Here is an 18,793-nt window from a genome sequence, read left to right on the forward strand (position 1 = left end):
CAAGAACAAAGGGCGAGTTTTCGCCCTTTGTTGTCTTTGATTCTGAGTGTTAATTACATTTCCAGCATTTCCCTTTTACCCAAGTGTCAAACCATGTGGTGTTGCTCGTTCCAGCCGATTCCGCCCATCTCGTCACCTCGGGGTAAGCCATGGTGCTTAATCGGACTTTGGTACGGACTAGCGAAATTCCAACACTATCGAGAAGGTATCTACTTCATTTTCAAGTAAAAAGTATTTATCATACGCCAAACCTAAAACCCAGTTTTCGGAAAGTGTATAGCCGACTGAACCACCTATATACATATCAAAACCGTCGATGTCTGTGTTTATTCGATTGTCTTGATACGTACTTTCAATCTCTGCGCTCCAAAAAAGCCCACCCATATTAATCTTGCTATGCCAAGCATCGCTTTGCCAAAATTTGTACTCTACTTCTAAGCCGACACCGCTGGCCAAAATGGGCGAGACACTCGCCACACTTTGATGGTACTCCTGTGGCGAAGTGGTCGCGCCACGTAGCGTTGCACTCCCCTCTCCCATATCCACATAGCGTAGCATCGCTGACCACTTTTCATCTAACTGATACCCCAAGCCAATCGAACGGTAGAAGCCCTTATCATCGGTTGAGACCACATCCTCCATACTAATGGGGCTACGCTCATCGGCGTGGCTAATACCCATTTGCGCATCGAGATACCAGGCCGCTTGAGAGTTAAAACTCAGCGCAGCCAGCAGCGCCAACCAGCCTTTTTTGCCAACACGACGCAACGCACCAGCGAGAGTGAGTAACATTAATGCCATACCGCCTAACGGGCCTCCTGAACTGTTTGATACATCGACATCTTTCACTAGTTTCACCGTCACTGTGACCTTGCCTGTATCTTGCAGACCTTGGCTGTCTTGAATGACATAGGTCAGAACATCCGTACCTTCAAAGCCCAAGGTCGGCGTGTAGGTAACCGTTTGATCAGCGTTTTTCACCACTTGTCCATGCTGAGCTTGAATTGACACTAACGTCAGCGCGTCATTGTCAACATCACTGTCATTGGACAGGACATTAATCGTGACTGGCGTACGGTCGTTGGTTTCAACCACATCATCCTCTGCACGCGGATTTTGATTGTTGAGTACGTTGACGGTGACTTTCGCAGTCCCCGTGCCGCCATTACCGTCTGTCACGCTATAGGTAATGGTCGCCACACCGAAAAACTGTGACTGAGTGGTGTAACTCAACTGATTGTTCACCACGCTGACACTGCCAATATCCACCGAAGCGCTGCTTAAGGTTAAGCTGTCACCATCAGCGTCCGTATCGTTACTCAGCACATCAATGACCACGCTGCCATTGCGCGTAACTACAGCAGTATCGTCGCTTGCTTGTGGCAGCGCATTGCTGCTGGCGCGAGCGGCAACGCCACCTGGGTCAACCACGCTGCCGTTTGCCATGCCGTCATCATCGTTCGGTCCACCGTCTTGGATGGTAAGTTGCACACACCAATGGCCTTCAGTTAAACCCGGTGTCCATACGCTGTCTCCCGGAGGCGGACAGTAGCCCGCTTCACCCGAAGTAGACGCAATCGAGTTGTCAGCATCTTCAACAAAATCGACCCAACCCACATCGGCTCGGAATTTACGATAAACGGCATTCGCCGGAACAGGCAGGCGCTGCGGCATAACCAGTTGATAGCTCTGACCGGGTTGTGGCAAGTTGGTCGCCACAAAGTCAAAAATACCGCCAATGTTGTCCGCCTCGTTGTCGACCGTCAGCTCATTATCCAGCAAGCGTGCTCCACCTGTCAGGTTTTCCACTATGGTGACACCTTTGCGCAAACAAACGCCAGGTTGACCTTCAATGAGGAAACTGTCGTTCTCTGCTACTGTTTGCTGGATCACGTTGCAGTCGGAGATGGCATCCAGATAATCAGGAATACCGTCACCGTCGCTGTCGCTGTGGCCTTCTTGGTCATCCGGAATCAAGTCGCCATCACTGTCTTCACTGCCAAGCACCGCCAGTGCTTCAACCACTTCCAGATAGACAACGTGGGTGACTGAAAGCGGTGGTGTGCCATTGTCAGTGACCGTCAATTGCAGAGTGTAAATGGCTGAACTGAGCGTCTGCGGCGAGAAAGTCAGTGTGTCGCTGTTTGTCTGGCCTGCAATCGCTTGATTGAGCGCGTCGTTGCTACTACTCCATGCAAAGGTGTGGGTATCAGACGCGTTGGCATCGGTCACACTGCTGGTAATGGTCACCAACTCCGTGCCATTTTCAATTTTGCTACGCTGCTCCCCTGCCTGTGACACATTGACCGTGACTTTAGGTGCCACGTTCTCTTCAAAAATCGTCAAGGTATAACGACGTTTACTGCCAAGGTTGAGCGTGTTGTCCAAGTCGATCACTAAGGTTTCTGCACTTTCACTCTGTCCATCATTCAGGATGTCAAACGAAAGCTTGCCTTCGGTTCCGCTGGCAATCACCACTTCACCCGAGGCGAGAGTATGGTCACTGCTGTCCGTGCTCCCCGATACCGTGTAAGGCACCACCACTGGGTAACTCGGCGCAGGGCCGTTGAGGTATACCGACACGGCGTGGCTAGTGCCTTCCGTGGTTTGTGCATCTTTGGAAATGCTGATAAGCGGATGCACAATCACGCTCTGACTCGCCTCGGCCACGTTACCTTGCGAGTCTTGGGTGCGCCAGTACACCGTATTGGCCCCAGGACGGAAGAAGGTATTGTTGTCGGCCAAAGAGACCGGTAATGGTTTACCCGTACGGTCTTCAGCAATCGCGGTCCCCAAGGCCACTTTGGTAAAGAGTGAGGTCGCATTCACTTCCACATCAGCTGGTGCGGTAATGGTTGGCGCGTCCAACTTCGCGCTGTTAATGGTCACGGTCGCTTTCGCAGTTGCTTTACCGCCGTTACCATCTTTGACACCATACTGCACTGTCACAGTCCCAATCGCGCTCGTCACCAGCTGGATTTGGCTGCCGACCATCGTTGCGCTTCCTGAGGTCGGTGTTACCCAATCCAGTTGCAACGTATCTGGGTCAACATCACTATCATTGCTCAGCACATCAAGCAGATAGATACCATCGTTGCTTTCAGTAAAGACAAAGGTGTCGTTGACCGCCACTGGCGCATCGTTAACGTTAATAACCGTGAGGTTAAACGCTGCGAGAGACGCACTGAGTTCACCGTCAGAGACAGTGATAACGATATTCTCCGTAGTACCAACATGTTCGTTGGCTGGGGTACCACTGAGCACACCGGTTGCCGTGTTAAAGCTCGCCCAAGTTGGTTTGTTGCTGATAGAGAAGCTCAAACTGCTACTGTCCACATCCCCTGCCTGCGGCGCAAAGCGGTACGTGCTGTCTTCGTTGACCGTAAGCGCAGGAGTACCACTGATGCTTGGTGCGTCGTTGACGTTATTCACCACAATACTGAAGGTATTGAGTGTGGCGGTGGCCGAACCATCAGAAACCGTGATAACAATCCCCGCATAGGTGCCAACATCATCATTCGATGGCGTACCACTAAGCGTACCTGTCGCTGCATCGAAGCTCACCCAAGCAGGTTTATTCGTGATGCTGAAGGTGAAGGCTTGGCTGTCGACATCCGACACTTGCGGTGTGAACAGATAAGCGCTGTCTTCATTCACTTGCGTTGCTGGTGAACCGGAAATAACCGGGGCATCGTTCACGTTGTTCACGGTAATCGCAAACGCTGGCAACGAGGCCGACACGCTACCATCGGACACGCTGATCACAATACCCGCATGCGTCCCCACATCACTGTTACTTGGCGTGCCAGAGAGTGCTCCTGTGGCCGTGTCAAATGTCGCCCAAGATGGTTTGTTAGCAATCGAATAGGTCAGAGTATCGGCAGGGTCATTATCCGATGCCTGAGGCACAAACTGATACGCGCTATCTTCATCCACTTGCGTCGCTGGGCTACCGCTAATCACTGGCGCATCATTGACGTTACTCAACGTAATGGTCACCAACGCCGCTTCCGAGGTGAGTTCACCGTCACTGACGCTGTAAGTGAAACTGTCCTGACCAAAGAAGTTGCTGTTACCCGTATAAACCGCTTGGTTGCCCGTGATGGTCACACTACCGTTGAGTGGCGCGGTGGCGACTTGATAGCTCAGCGATGAACCTTCTATATCACTACCATTTAAGGTGATGGTGAGCGGTGTTTCTTCCGCTCCCGTAGTGCTGACATCGGTAGCAGTTGGTGTATCGTTGACTGCATTGACGGTCAGATCGACACGCACTTCCGTTGAGTCCAGATCACCGTCGTTGACCTTGAACAAGAAGAAGTCGGAGCCATTGAAGTTCGCTTCTGGTGTGTAACGCCAACTGTTGTTGTTCAACGGTTCTAGCACACCATGGCTAACTGGTTCCGTGATAACGTACTGCAAAGTGTCATCATCGTTATCAATGTCTGAGCCGACCAGCGTGATCACCAAACTGTTGTCTTCATCCAATGTTTGTGACTGTGCTTGCGCCATTGGTGCATCGTTGACTGGTGTGACCGTCATGGTCACTGTCGCAACGTTAGAGACTGCGCCTGCGACGTCTGCCACTGTGTAGGTGAAGCTGTCTTCGCCAAAGTAGTTTTCTTCAGGGCGATAGATAATCGCTCCTGACGCGGTCACGCTGACACTACCATGAGCTGGCTGATCGACCACGTTGACGCTGGTGAGATCAAAACTGTCTCCCGTATCGACATCGCTGTCGTTACCCAATACGTTGACTTCAAACGAGCCCTCTTCCAGTAGCTGCGCACTGTTATCAACAGCTACGGGGGCATCATTGACTGGCATAATATTGAGCGTGATGGTTGCCGACTCTGAGACCGCCTGGCTACTGTCGGTTAACGTGTAGGTAAAGCGATGCTGACCATTAACGTTTGCTGCTGGCACAATGTTCAAGGTGCCATCTGCGTTGACACTCACTGTAGCGAAACTATATACCCCCTCGCCTTGACCAAGATCTTGCAAGGTAATACTGCTCGCGGTGAATGCTCCATCTTCGATGTCACTGTCGTTACTTAAAACATCGAGTGTCGAGGTGACATCTTCATCAAAGGTAAGCGTGTCTGCCGACGCCACAGGTGCGTCATTGACGGAACCGATATTCACGCTGACCGTTGCCGCAAGCGAAACGCTGCCTTCACTATCGGCGATAGTGTAAGTAAAGCTGTCGCTGCCATTTTCATTCGCATTCGGCGTGTAAACAAAAGTGCCTGCGGTTTGATCAACGGTCACTTGTCCTTTTTGAGGCAAGCTCACCAATGCCAAATCACCCGTTGGGATGCCATCTTCCACATCCGTCGTTTGGCTACGCACACTGAGCGCCGCGCTGGCGGTATCTTCATCGGTAGTGATGGTCAATGCTTTCGCCACTGGCGCATCATTGATAGCACTGATAGTGACGGTCACTGTCGCTTCTTGTGACTCCTGTAACAGGGCATCTTTCACTGTATAGGTAAAGGTGTCCGTGCCTGTCTCATTGCTGTTTGGCGTATAGGTAACAACGCCGTTGCTGATCGACACCTGACCTTTACTTGGTTGCGTTTTCACCGTCGCAGAAGAAGCGACCATGTCATCATTAATATCGGAATCGTTGGCTAACAGATCAAATTGTTTCGCCGTATCTTCCTCCGTCGAGAAGCTGTCATCAACCACCGTTGGTGCGACATCGTAGCGTTTAGTCACGGTATCCGTCACTGCATCAGAGGCATTGCCTGCAGCATCGGTGACCACCACGCTGACTGTCAACGTCCCCTCTTGCAAACTTGTGACGTCAATGCCCGTGACTTGCATCGTTTCAGAGGTGATGGTTTGACTCGCTCCGTCAATGGTCGTGGTACCGTCGCTCACGCTGTAAGTGAACATCGCGTTCACTTCAGCTGCTGCGAAGGTAAAGCTCATCGCCTGTTCGTTGGTTTTGTTAATGCTCTCCTGATCAATACTGATGTTATGTCCAGTCGGGATCGCCGTATCCACTGAGATCACCAACTGAGTCGCTGCCGTATTGAGATTGCCAGCCGCATCGCTAAATTTCTCTGCGGCAACATCAATGGTTGCATCCTCAGTGCTCTTTTCTGCTGGTGTAAATGTGGCCGTGTAGCTGGTGCCACTGCCCGAAAAGTTAGAAAGCGTTCCGCCGGCAACGGTCACATCGGCTGCGGTAAAATCAGTTTCTGATTCACTCAAGGTAAAGGTGAGTGTTGCGGTTTCACCCGCTTTCAGCGCTGATTTGTCGCTGCTAATGCCAATGCTTGGCAGCGCGTTATCTAACGTAATCGTGGTGCTCGCTGCACTTGAGGTGTTGCCCGCCGCATCACTTTGGCTAGCCGTGACCGTCAGGGCGCCGTTGTTAAACGTGCTGACGTCAAACTCGCTGCCGCTGATCATCCAGTTGCCCGAGTTGTCCGCGGTGACCGTACGGTTCAGGCTGCTGGCCCCATCGTCAATGGTGACCGTGACGCTGTTGCCCGTTTCCGCGCCCGAGCCTGCAATCAGCACGTCATTGTCTTCCGCGGCGTTCACCTTACCATCGCCTTCAATCGGCGTGGTGATGGACGGGGCACTCGGCGCGCTGTTGTCTAACGTGATGGTGGTGCTGGCCGCACTTGAGGTGTTGCCCGCCGCATCACTTTGGCTAGCCGTGACCGTCAAGGTGCCGTTGTTAAACGCACTGACGTCAAACTCGCTGCCGCTGATCGTCCAGTTGCCCGAGTTGTCCGCGGTGACCGTACGGCTCAGACTGTTCGCCCCGTCGTGAATGGTGACCGTGACGCTGTTGCCCGCTTCCGCGCCCGTGCCTGCAATCAGCACGTCGTTGTCTTCCGCGGCGTTCACCTTACCATCGCCTTCAATCGGCGTGGTGATGGTGGGCGTTGGTACTGAGGTATCCAACGTAATCGCCAAACTTGCGCTATCAGCGGTATTGCCAGCTGTGTCCGTTGCGCGCGCTGTGATGGTGTGGTCACCTGCGGTCAGTGCTGAGCTTGCAGTAATGCTCCAGACGCCACCGCTGACAACAGCGCTGCCGATGGTGCCATCGACATTGGAAACGAGAGTAACGGTGTCACCAGTGGTACCTGTTCCTGTAAAGGTTGGCGTTGTGTCATTTGTCAGGTTATCGGTATTCGAAGTACCTGTATCACTGCTCGCCGCGAGATCTGGTGTGCTTGGCGCGGTAGGGGTTGTATTATCGATCGTTACGCTTAAAGAACTAGAGCTATTACTTACGTTCGTGCTCGCATCCGTGGCGGTCGCAAAAATCGAATGTGATAACCCTGCTGTCAACGGATCCGTCGTAATTTGCCAATTACCACCCGTTGCTGTGCCAGTACCAATGACCGTTGTGCCTCCCCCTACCTGATTACTATATAATTTAACCGTCGCCCCACTTTCAGCAGTACCACTAAAGGTTGGCGTTGTGTCATTGGTAATGTTGTCGGTATTCGATGCACCTGTATCAGAGGCAGCATCAAGATCCGGTGTTGACGGCGCGTCCGGTGCCACGTTATCCACCACGGTAATGGTGAAGGACTCTTGGAAAGTGGTGGTACCATCATCGCTTTGCACGCAAATGCTGTAACTTCCAGGCGTCAGTGCCGTTTTACTTTGCAAGGTACTACCTGTGAATTGGAAACTGTCGTTGCCCGTGCTGGCACTACAGGTCCCATTTGCACTGCTGCTTGCAGCAACCAAGCTGTAGGTGTGAGAGTCTGCACTGTCCACATCGGTGGTACTGGCGGTCGCAACTGTAGCAGCGCTTCCTGTTACTGACTGGTTCACCGAAGTCGCTGAAAGCGAAATATCCGTTGGTGCGTCATTTTGCGCCGTTATGTTGACCACGGCCTGATTGGTGCCAGTGCTGTTGGCCGTTCCATCATTAAACGTAAAGTCCAACGTGACGCTGGCAGTAGGATCTTCTGAGCTGTTCTGGTAATAAATCGCCTGCAATACTGAATCAACAATCGCTGATGTTGCGTTGCTATTAAAGCGCAAAACAAGCGTTCCGTTTGAATTAGTGGTCACCGTACCCACAGTCGTATCATTGTACGTAAAGCTGCTACCTTGAGCGAGCGCACCGAGCAGCCCACCATTAGTAAAGATGTCTTGGCTATTCGCACCGCCGTTTCGTGCAATGGTTAGCGTGGCGTCGTTGTAGTTACCCAAGCCGCTATTGAGTGCATCTAGCTCGGTATCTGCAACAGTCGCGTTGTTATCAATAGCAACGGCACTGCCATTTTCGGTAAAGGTATTACCGCCATTGAGGCCACTAAACGTTGGTGCGTCATTCGGTGTAATAAAAGTGATTAAGGTATCGCTACCGCTGTCTGCAACCGTGAAATCTAAAGAAGCCGCTGGGCTATTTGAGAGTGAGATCGCCACTTCAACGCTAGAGAAATCGGTACCATTGGTATCGATTTGCAGAATATTGCTGCCACTAAAACGCACATTACTCTTTCTGAGGCCGGTCACACCAGTTAGCGTGATAGTATCGCCCACGCTCAAATCCGTAATGGTGTCGCCTGAGAGATTTGACGCACTGCCGACAAAATTATCATTGCCAGCATTGCCTGTCATTGAATCTGTACCACCACCCGGTCTGATGGTATCCGCCGCGCTGCCACCGACAAAAGTATCGGCACCATTAAAGTCGGTTGCGGAGATAACCAAGGCATCGCCGCTCAGGGCGCTGGCATTCAGGCTGATATTACCCACAATCGCACTGCCACTGGCGTTTGTTACGGTTACGGGATTACCGTTTGAATCAAAATTATCGGTCAGCGTTATTGTGAAGTTATTGTTGGTGCCAATAGCGAGGTTTTCTATTTCAGATACGCTAGTGGTTGAAAAGTCGAAGGTACCGCCATCCATTAATTTGAGCGTTTCTGAGCCGCTGGATCCGCTAATTACTGTGCTAAAGTCACTGATGTTGGCCGCATCGATAGCCACGGTTGCACCACTGGCTAAGCTCAGCGTACCGATATTAAGGAACGAACCAGCAGAGAGATCGGCTCCTGTTGATGCAAGCACGGTATCTCCCACACCCGAATCACCGGTCAGCGTTCCTGAGTAGCCACTACCCTGAACATTAAACGTGACAGCATCCGTACTTGAATCTGCGGTGACACTGGTCGTCGCATTACTGATTGTCACAGTCCGAGTGTTATTGCTTGCATCACCCAGACTATAATTCTCAACGTCAAACAAGGTGGTGATATCACCATCTCCAGTGATGGAAATCGTTTCACTTCCCGTCGCGGTCACTGTGCCAGAAAACGCTTGGTTCTGAGCGGCGGTCATGGTCACGCTTGCACTACTTGCTAGAGTTAAATTGTTAACGCTATTTACCGTACCACCAGCGATATTCGCTCCGTTTGAAAGTGAGAGCGTATCAGCCACACTACTTTCACCAGAAAGTGTGCCCGTCAGGGTCAGAGAGCCAGCGTCAAATGTGATTGCATCGGTTCCCGAGGTTGCAGAAACCGATGCACCTCCAGTAGCAAGAGTAATAGTTCTGGTGTTAGTTGTTTCATCCCCAACAACAAAACTTTCCACATTGGCTAAGGTCGTGAAATTGCCATCACCTGTAATCGTTATTGTCTCTGACCCAGCCGCTGTGATCGTTCCTCCAAACTTTGAAGGCTGATTGGCTTTCATGGTCACAGAAGCATTGTCCGCCAAAGTCAGGTTTTCAAAATTAACTATCGTGGCACCAGAGATATCAGCACCACTGGAGAGACTCAGTGTATCTATACCACTTGCAGGGTTTAACGCACCAGTAAGAGTTAAGCTGCCGGCAACAATGGTGTCATTGCCGCTACTACCGGTAATATTTTGACTACCACTGGATAAGGTGACGGTATTCGCCGCGCCTAACACATAGGTTTCAATACTGCTTGCCGCAGTAAAACCATCGGTTACGGTCGAAATAGTGATCTGTTCTGTGCCTGCACCACTGATCGCACTGAAACTATCGTGCTGCGCTTCTGTCATCGTGACCGATGCGCCGCTGTCTAATGAAAGGGTTTCGAATGTGCTTACCGTAGCACCTGCAATATTCGCCCCATTTGCCAACTCTAAGGTATCGCTATTACTGCTGCCGGTTAATGTGCCAGAAGCAATTACTGCACCAGTCTTAACCGTAATAGCACTACTGCCACCCGTCACATTTTGTGCTGCATCACCAAGTGTAAAAGTCAGCGCGGCATTAAGTACATAAGTTTCGATGTCGGCATCACCCGACAGCACACCATCACCGTCTGCACTGCTAATGGTAAATTGGTTGGTTCCGGTTCCATTGATGGTGGTAAAGCTCTCATGCTGCGCTTCCGTTAAGGTGAGCGAGCCATCGTTATCTGGCGTCAACGTTTCAAAGTTGGTTAGAGAGGTGAGAGTCGACAGATCGGTGCCAGTGACGACAAAGAGCGTATCCGTGCCTGCACCGCCGTCTGCGGTAGAGCCAGCAGCGTGTGCACTATTCGATATCGTCAGTGTCTCATCGTCGCTGCTAAAGGTAATGGCAGGCGATAAGTTGGTGCCGTTTGTGGTATTAAAGCCAGCCGCACTTGAGGAGGCAGCGGTGACATTGCTGACGCTAATCGTAGCGGTACGGCTGACACTGCTGCTTGTACCATCACTAATCACCACAGTCACGGTTCTGGCCGTTTGATTTGGCGTGCTGGACGTATTGTTGTAGGTAATGGCTTGAAGGAAAGTAGCGACTTGCGCAGTGGTGGCGGTGGCTCCCGAGATGCTGATGGTATCTTGCAAGGTAATGTCTGACGCCCCCGAGATACCATCGAGTGCATTTTGCGCCGCCGCAGTCACATTCAATCCTTCCGCCGCACCGTCTTGGTCATTGGTCAAGGTCACTGTGATGGTTTTAATGGTATCGCTGTCTGCGTCGGTCACGGCTGCATTGGGCGTAATACTAACCGCGCCACCACCTTCGGAGAATGATACACTGCTATTATCACTAGCTGAGGTCGAATCTAGATCAACCACTGGCGCAGCATTGGCCGTTGAAAAGTTAAAGGTGGTGTCATCACTAATGCCCGCAAAACTATTACCCGCAATGTCATCAACCGCTGAAGTATCAATTCGAATCGCATAAGTTCGGTTGCCAGTCAGATTGCTGGTTGGGTTTAAGTAAATCTTATCGCCACTAATCCCGATACGCCCGGCGCTGGGTGAAGTTGTTGTTCCATCACTTTCCGTTGCTACGTTAAAGACTTCAAAATCGCTGCTGTCTGTCACGTTGCGAATGGTGATATTCCCACTACCAAGCGCAATATTTTCGTCGAAATCGATTACGATATTGTTACTGGATGAAACACCTGTGGCGTTGTCATTTGGTGTTGAATTACTGCCGTCAAAAACGGGCGGGGTTGAGTCGGCTGCAGTTGGAGATTCAAAGTCTATCGTATCAATAATGACGAAAGTCACCGCTGAACTTTGCCCTGAAGTGGTAAACCTTACCTCGTCAATGTCGCCCCATTGACTATCAAACGTCAGCACACCATCGTTATAGCTGGCATTTTTAGCAAAAGTAACAGAGCCACTACTATCAGACTGGGTAAAATCTATTGTGTCAGATACAACACTACTGCCATCCTTGTAGCCTGTAATCGTTACAACATGATTAAGGGTCGATGTCACTGTGAATGAATCTGTAATCGAGCCAGCTTCCATTGATACCAGCTTAAACTCATCACCACCCTGAGATTTAAAGCGAAAATCAATATCTCCCACAGGGGCATTTATAGAGCCGCTATCTGCTAAGTGATACAACAGCGCATTATCTGTGTTCGCACCATCAGTGATACCAAAACGATCACGTCCATCGACAGAGTCATTATATCTGGCCATTTTCCCGGAGCTGGGGGCAGAGCGAGAATAAGTGACACTGTCAAAAGTAACTGGGTTGGATAGTAAGGCGGCACCACCATTTTGAAAGTTTACATCATTGGGCGCCACTGCCACTGCCTCAGCAGGGACTAAAGCCACCACGGTGAATCCAATAGCGACCATAGATTGAGTAACTTTATTTAGTTTCACGTCCCAGCTCCAACATTTTCAGTTTCAGTTTTATTTCTTTTCAAGAACACAAATAAAAAGGAAGCGCAACAACCTTTGCCTTTCATTTATTAAACAATCAATTCAATTTGTAGGCGAATCGATCACTCATCAACAACAAGAAACCTGATGTTCCTAGTTCCCGAAAAACCAGATGCAGGATACCCACTGGCAACCTAATTCTGCTACTACACCAATACCCCATTCTGCGCTCAAAACCCTGCTCAGTACAGGCAGAAGCCACAAGATAAAACTCGCCATTTGAGTGCCAGGGGTGGGGTCACCCCTAGAAAACGCAGCTCACTTAGCTACGAGGCGGATAAATCCCATCCGTACTGATGGCATAGGTCATAACCGAGCTCGGTTGGTTAATAAAGAAATATTGACCTGCTCCCGTATTACCCGTGATCACATCTGGAGCTGGAACGTCTGAAGCATCGAAACCAACCTGAACAGCTCCACTTGCCATCGTTGTATTCGCCGTTGTGGAATAGGCTTTTTGTATCGGATCCACATTAAACCCGCTCGGGATGCCACCGGTTGCCCAGTAGGCATTTTCTGCATCGTTGGTGTCCCCTGTTCCATTAAAGGCATTAACCTTGGCTTGCCCTGTTATGACTGCTCCGGGTTTCGCAGTTGCCACCGCCAGATGATTGTGCTTTGGCATCTCAGCAAGTGACAATACGTGAGTCTCATTGCCATACCGTGTACCCAATGGCCTTGGCGTTAATCCTGGCCCATTGCCATTGCCCACCGCAACCCGACCACGTAGGTCAGGTATCCCAAAGGTAACCCGTCCATCTCCCCCATAAAATGTACTTAACAAAGAGAACAATGCGGTGTTTGATTGGACGGTTTCATTCTGGCCGTAACAAAACACAAAACCACGTGGTGCAAAGTTAAACCCATATAGCTCAACTTCTCCTAAAAAAGCTTCTGTACTCATCGTCATTCCTTTGGTTCAAGTTAAAAGAATACCCGCTTGCAGCCCCACCATCTGGGCAAAACGGTACCCGTCAAAAACACCTTCGGGGCAGGCAACCACATCAATTCTCACGGCTTCATCCATCAATGCGACCACCAGCCCCTGATCTATTGAAACGCACAAAATTGTCCCTGCCGGAACGCCATAAGTTGGCATGTCGCTCGGGCTCACTTGTAACAGCTGGCAGGTCATCTGAGCCACTTGAATCCGTGCCCCCCCCCAATAAGGGTTCGCAGCTCGGCATAAATCAACAATCTGCCCGGCATTTTGTTGACACCAATTTATTCGGAGTTGCTCTTCACTCATCGTTAGAACTGTTGGGGCGGGACTATATGTTGCACCTGTTAGCTCAGGTAGGCTTTTGTCTGATTGCTCCAACATCGAGGAGAGTTCGATAACTGTATATGAAAGAACTTCTATCGTTTTGTTATACAATCGACCTGTTGTTTCATATGGCAAAATTTCGACATCGACGTGAAGAACTAAATCATTTCCCGGATAGCTCGTTATCCTGATGGGTATCGTTGAAGCCCCCTGGCGTATCTGCTCAAATAGAATCAGATCTAGATTCGATAAATAACAATCAGAGAGATGCAGTTGAAACATTGATAAATGGCGCGGTATATCAGTTGACCCATCAAGTTGATACTGATAGGTCAATACGTACTGGCTATCCCATGCAGCCAGCATTGAAAAAAGTTTATCCATCTCTAAACTAGCCGCTGCGTACCATTTCACCCCTCTCTGTTTCAGGTGTTCACTCAACTGTGGTGAAATATTCTCTGATACAAAAAATACGCCGGCCAAAAGACCTTTCGCATGGAGTCGCTCAATCATCGGCGTAATCATTGGAGAGGATGTGATAAAGGTCGCTTTTTGCATACTGTTCACCTATGCCACCGTCGGTAAGAAGCCGGGCGTACCACACAACTTATAGTAAAACTTCAGTTTGTCGCCTCCTTTAACTAACAGGTCATCAGGCTCAGCAGCTTTTGGCCTGAAATCCACGCATACCGACATTTCTGGCCGAGGATGGGTGATACCCGAATCGTACTGATCAACGTTCTCTTGCCCAAACACCCCCAGCTTCACACTGAGCAATAAAATGCGATTGTGTATGTCTGGAATATTTCTCGGAATTTGTACCTGACCGGCTTCAAGTAAACGAAAACCGGAGCCCAATTGCATTTCATTAAATTGATTTAATATTTCACGATTTATTTTAAAAATTTCACCTAGTTCAATGCGCTCAGACCGAATGTCGTCTTGAATAAAGCGAGAATGACTGAAATTGCAGTCTTGCCATTGCTCGACAAACTCTCGTTGAGGGTTAGCTAAAGCCGCCTCTACCGTAATTTGTTCAGGTAACAATAATGCCTGTTCTGAAAGAAACTGCCTTAAATGCAGTAAAAAATGTAAATGCCCTTCACGGGTCAGACCGTGATGTATTGCTTCAATAATTAGAATGTCGATTGGGTGATCAGGGTGGTATTCCATCACATCCATACAAAGGACTTGGTGAACATGCTCTGCAATCCCCATTAGCTCAATCAAACGATTTAACACCTTTACTGCACCAGGCTGGATATCAATCAGTGTTATCTTCAACAAAGGGCCATGAGGATTTGTGGATTGGTAATAACAAATAAGGGGGAGCAACAAGGGCGCAAAAGGACCACATGCTGGATAAACAATATGAAGGTTCTCTTGATTGGTAAAAGCAGAAGACTGCAGTGCTTGATCAAGTCCGCGAAGAAATGCCTTCACCCGATAGATATCTTTCACGGTATGGATCGCATCCTTCACCGCCATCACTAATCCAGTGGCATTAATATAAGAAGAACCCAACTCTTGTTCTGTCAGGTCGGACTGTTGGAAAACAGTAACAAGCTTATCCGCGAGATCACCAAAAAGAGCTACCCAATTTTCGTGAGCAGTTTCCGGCTGATGAATCAATGCCTCCATCAAACTCACACAGGCTTGTCGCAATGCGTCTGTCTGAGACAACCCTGCCGATTGCTGATCTATCTCTAACTGTTGTCTCAACAATCGATTGAACAACTGTTCCAGTATCGGATCAACAACAGCCACCTCCGGACGCGGTGCGTGATTAGTCGGCTTGGACATATGTTCTCTGCAACTCACAATATAAACTCCCTAGAAAAGAACGCCACTCCCCATTCGCAAACAGCACCACGACATGACAGTGTTTGATGCTTTGGCCAATCTTGCTCACAAATACCGATAAATATGCACTTACATGCACACAATGTTAGTTCATGAATTTTTAGAGGCAATTCATTTTTGATATGAATCATTTTTTATTAATACATCTGCAAAGCCGATCACATTGGGAGAAATATCACACAAAATATTAGATCCCAGAGCAGAAGATCTAACGTAGTCAGGGCACCCTCATCGGTTGCACGTAAATGCCTGAAATTTGGCTTTACATCCCCCAATCACTTATCAGCAAAAAACTTCTAGCCATCTTTGCCGACAAACAGCGTTGTTGATAAAATCAGCTTAAGTCAGCGATGCTAAGTGCCCAGAAGTTAGCTTCTGAAGCACTGAGTTAATCAGTCATCTCTTCGTGAGTATCCACATCAAACAGCTAGGTGCAGTTGGCGAGGCGTTTAGCGTATTTCTATGTCATGCTTTTTCACTTTCCATACACCTTAGCCAAATACTTTGAGCGTTGACTGATACAGATGCAGTCTGGGGATATCAACGGAACATCCAATCGCTTGAAAATCGAGTCCATAAAACCACGCAGTGCAAGAGAAGCCCCCCTTTAACATCATAAAAGAGCAGACCCTAGGGATTGGAAATGCTTCAACTGATTTAGGCAACAACGCCCTAAGATACTTAACAAAAAACCTGCCTTGCTCGTGGAGAAGCAAGGCAGGTAACAACCTTACCCAAGCCGATAAACAACACCAGCGGGTAGAGCAAGTGGTTGCTGCGTTCGAAGAAATGGCAACACTGGCACCAGCGGTTACACTGCAAAGTCGAAAGCGCTCCGCTAACCAGGACAATCAGCCCGGACTTACCACGCTACTCGCGAGCTAAACCAACGAAGTAGAGAAACCTGTGCTCAAACCTCGCGAAATGCCGAAGAAGTTCAAACTCAAGCAAACGCCTTGAAACAGCAAGTGGATTTCTTTTATTGATCGTTTGAACTAAAAAAACACCTAGCTCGATATTTCGCCCTAGGTGCTTTTTACTACCCACTCTTTTAATCGCAGTTCGTCTTTAATTACATTTCCAGCATTTCCCTTTTACCCAAGTGTCAAACCATGTGGTGTTGCTCGTTCCAGCCGATTCCGCCCATCTCGTCACCTCGGGGTAAGCCATGGTGCTGTCTATATGTTCGTAAGGGTGCTTCCATTCAGAAGGAATAGATATTGCCCAAGGTAAACCTTCTGCCGTCAAATAGAACTCGCCTGCCTGCGCATCTGTGGCGTCTACCCCTTGGCCAAACGAGTTGGTATTGGCAAGATCGCTACTTGGATAATTCATCAAATGCACTTCTCGACCACGTTGAGCCGCACGGAAAATGAAGGGGTTCAATGTGTGACTCTCGAGTGGCGGCAAAGCATTGTTGAAAACCACGGACACGCTGTAATCGATTAAAGGTCTGTCATCTCCCTGCTCAGTGTTGTAGAAATCACTACTACCGTTAGCGGGCAACAACGTACTGATGCTGTCGAGCACCACTAAAACAAGCTCACCCGTGTGGCCAGTTTCCGCAACAAGGTTTGAGCTGACCTCATCAATCATTCGACTCATACTCGTCACGTCAGACACCTCGACGCCACCAATCGACAGAGCAAAACGATTATCTATGGATGCCCCTCTTGCCACGGCTTGGCCATGAAAATCAATGCGAGTGATCTGATTATTGGCATTGGTGTAAAGCTCATAAGCGTAGTGGGAGACGAAATCATTTAAGTCATAATCCCCTGCAAATGGCCACATGTCTTCAAACGCCAATGTGTACCAACCAGAGGTCGGTGTACGAGCGTAGAAGGCGATACTGGGGTCATTCGGTGCATAGTCATTTGCATCCGCCACACCATCGCCATCTGAATCGCCTATTTCAGGCCATTCGATTTCAGTGATATCACTGATTAAGCCGTTGGCATCTTCGGCTTGCACTTGCACTTTCCAACGCTCACCATTGTTGGTTTGAGAGGCGGGTACGCTCGCACCAGTATGGTTATTTTTCCCCGCAAATTCATCGTCGACAAAGAAACCCTGCCCAACATCAACAAACCAACGATAGTTGTAACTGACTGAATCACCGTCAGGGTCGGCTGGTGTAGGGCCAATAATCGACACTACGAGATCATCATTGGTTGAAAGCCCTTGGCTACGACTTAGCTCAGGAACAGACGGCGGTGTATTACTCGTCACCAAATAGGTCACCGTCATTAAGCTGTAATCCAAAGTCGTTAGCCAACCTCCGTTGTTCATATCGATATCCAAAAAGACATTCACTAGACCATCATTCAGCGAGGCAATCGGCAGAGCAAACTCTGTAATAGACCATGTATTGTTGGTTCCCTGTAAAAATCCCGGATTCAGTTGAACACCATCGACCGACACACCATCATACTCACCATTTTCACCACGAAAGGCTTCTGAATCGACATCGTACGCATAGATGGTCAGTTTCGCTTCGAGAATCTGAGCGCCATCAGGGATCGTTATTGTGTGCTGCCAGCCATAATCTTGATTGGCATTGCTATAAATACCAAAACCGTATGCCCCCGGAGAGCTGTAGTGAGGTGAACTACTGTTTTCATCGACCGTTTGAGTGATAGTGACAGAACCATCGCCATTGACGACTTGCGTATTGTTCGTGGCTGTAGCCCAAGCAGATGAACTTAGCAAACCGAGGAAAATGGCAGAAAGACTAAAATGAGTAGTGGATGTCATGGTCGTTCTCCTAATCCGAGTCCAGCGCGATATCGCAGCCAACAGTAATTTCATCGACAATCGCAGCAACATCTGTGTGAGACACACATTCAACCTCACGGACATTCGACACCGCTTTGATTGCTTGCCAATGTCCAGCCAAGTCAATACGAGAAGTCAGTTCCCCTGACACTCCAGTGAGCCCAGTAAACATCGCAACCGAGTCTTCTACATCGTCAACCACGCTAAACAAACGCACCACATGTTGGCCTCGAATCGCCACCGCTTCACCCTGCTGAAAAGTGTAGTTACTCACGATTTTAATGGTCAGTTGACGATTCTCGCTACTGCGCCACTCAAACCCTGTCGGTGGTTTTATGTCGGAAAACTGAGTCTGCACAACGGGCGTAGAAGGTGTACTGGAACTACCGCCCTCTCCACCACCGCATCCAGCCAACAGCCCTAAACTGACCGCCCCCCACGTCACCGCTTTTGTTAAGTCATTCATCTTCGTTCTCCCTCTACGCTGTGGGAACATAAAGCGAAAGACATGCCACAAGTTAATTACTTGATTAACAACACTTTTTAATGCGTGCAATAACAAAAGAGAACCTTTTCTTAGATTCATTCTCAAATTAAGAAGCGCAGAACACACCATTGTTTGTCATCGCTCTAAATTAGAGTCAAACTAACTTGCCACCGCGAGAAAACCATGTACAAAACCCATAACAACAAAATAATTAAGGTGATGTATGTTTACGTTCAGTTTTCCTATAA

General features: G+C 49.1%; 6 protein-coding genes and 1 pseudogene. All 7 read right to left on the bottom strand.

The genetic code is table 11. The features are described from left to right. Positions 1 to 177: 177 nt before the first annotated feature. The 7 genes and pseudogenes from FC652_RS10890 to FC652_RS10915 all read right to left on the bottom strand — a co-directional run bounded on the left by FC652_RS10890 (position 178) and on the right by FC652_RS10915 (position 18,524). A complete protein-coding gene (locus FC652_RS10890) occupies positions 178 to 12,090 on the bottom strand; it encodes an Ig-like domain-containing protein (protein ID WP_176298583.1) in 11,913 nt (3,970 codons plus the stop codon). A gap of 322 nt (positions 12,091 to 12,412) precedes the next feature. Next, positions 12,413 to 13,054 carry a phage tail protein gene (locus FC652_RS10895; protein WP_176298584.1) on the bottom strand — a complete coding sequence of 214 codons (642 nt, stop codon included), beginning with the start codon at positions 13,052 to 13,054 and terminating at the stop codon, positions 12,413 to 12,415. 15 nt (positions 13,055 to 13,069) lie between these two features. Then, positions 13,070 to 13,975: a hypothetical protein gene (locus FC652_RS10900; RefSeq protein WP_176298585.1), complete on the bottom strand. Its 906-nt coding sequence runs from the start codon at positions 13,973 to 13,975 to the stop codon at positions 13,070 to 13,072. Between the two features lie 9 nt (positions 13,976 to 13,984). Beyond that, positions 13,985 to 15,220: a hypothetical protein gene (locus tag FC652_RS10905; protein WP_176298586.1), complete on the bottom strand. Its 1,236-nt coding sequence runs from the start codon at positions 15,218 to 15,220 to the stop codon at positions 13,985 to 13,987. A 512-nt stretch (positions 15,221 to 15,732) separates the two neighbouring features. After that, positions 15,733 to 15,872 (bottom strand): annotated as a pseudogene (locus FC652_RS20565) (IS5/IS1182 family transposase); the annotation flags it as partial. Between the two features lie 476 nt (positions 15,873 to 16,348). Next, positions 16,349 to 18,037, bottom strand: coding sequence for an LruC domain-containing protein (locus FC652_RS10910; protein WP_176298587.1), 1,689 nt, complete (start codon positions 18,035 to 18,037; stop codon positions 16,349 to 16,351). A 10-nt stretch (positions 18,038 to 18,047) separates the two neighbouring features. Next, positions 18,048 to 18,524, bottom strand: a complete 477-nt coding sequence (locus tag FC652_RS10915; protein WP_176298588.1) for a hypothetical protein — start codon at positions 18,522 to 18,524, stop codon at positions 18,048 to 18,050. Between the last annotated feature and the right edge of the window lie 269 nt (positions 18,525 to 18,793).

This window comes from Vibrio sp. 05-20-BW147, from assembly GCF_013369385.1.
GTDB classification, from domain to species: domain Bacteria; phylum Pseudomonadota; class Gammaproteobacteria; order Enterobacterales; family Vibrionaceae; genus Vibrio; species Vibrio floridensis.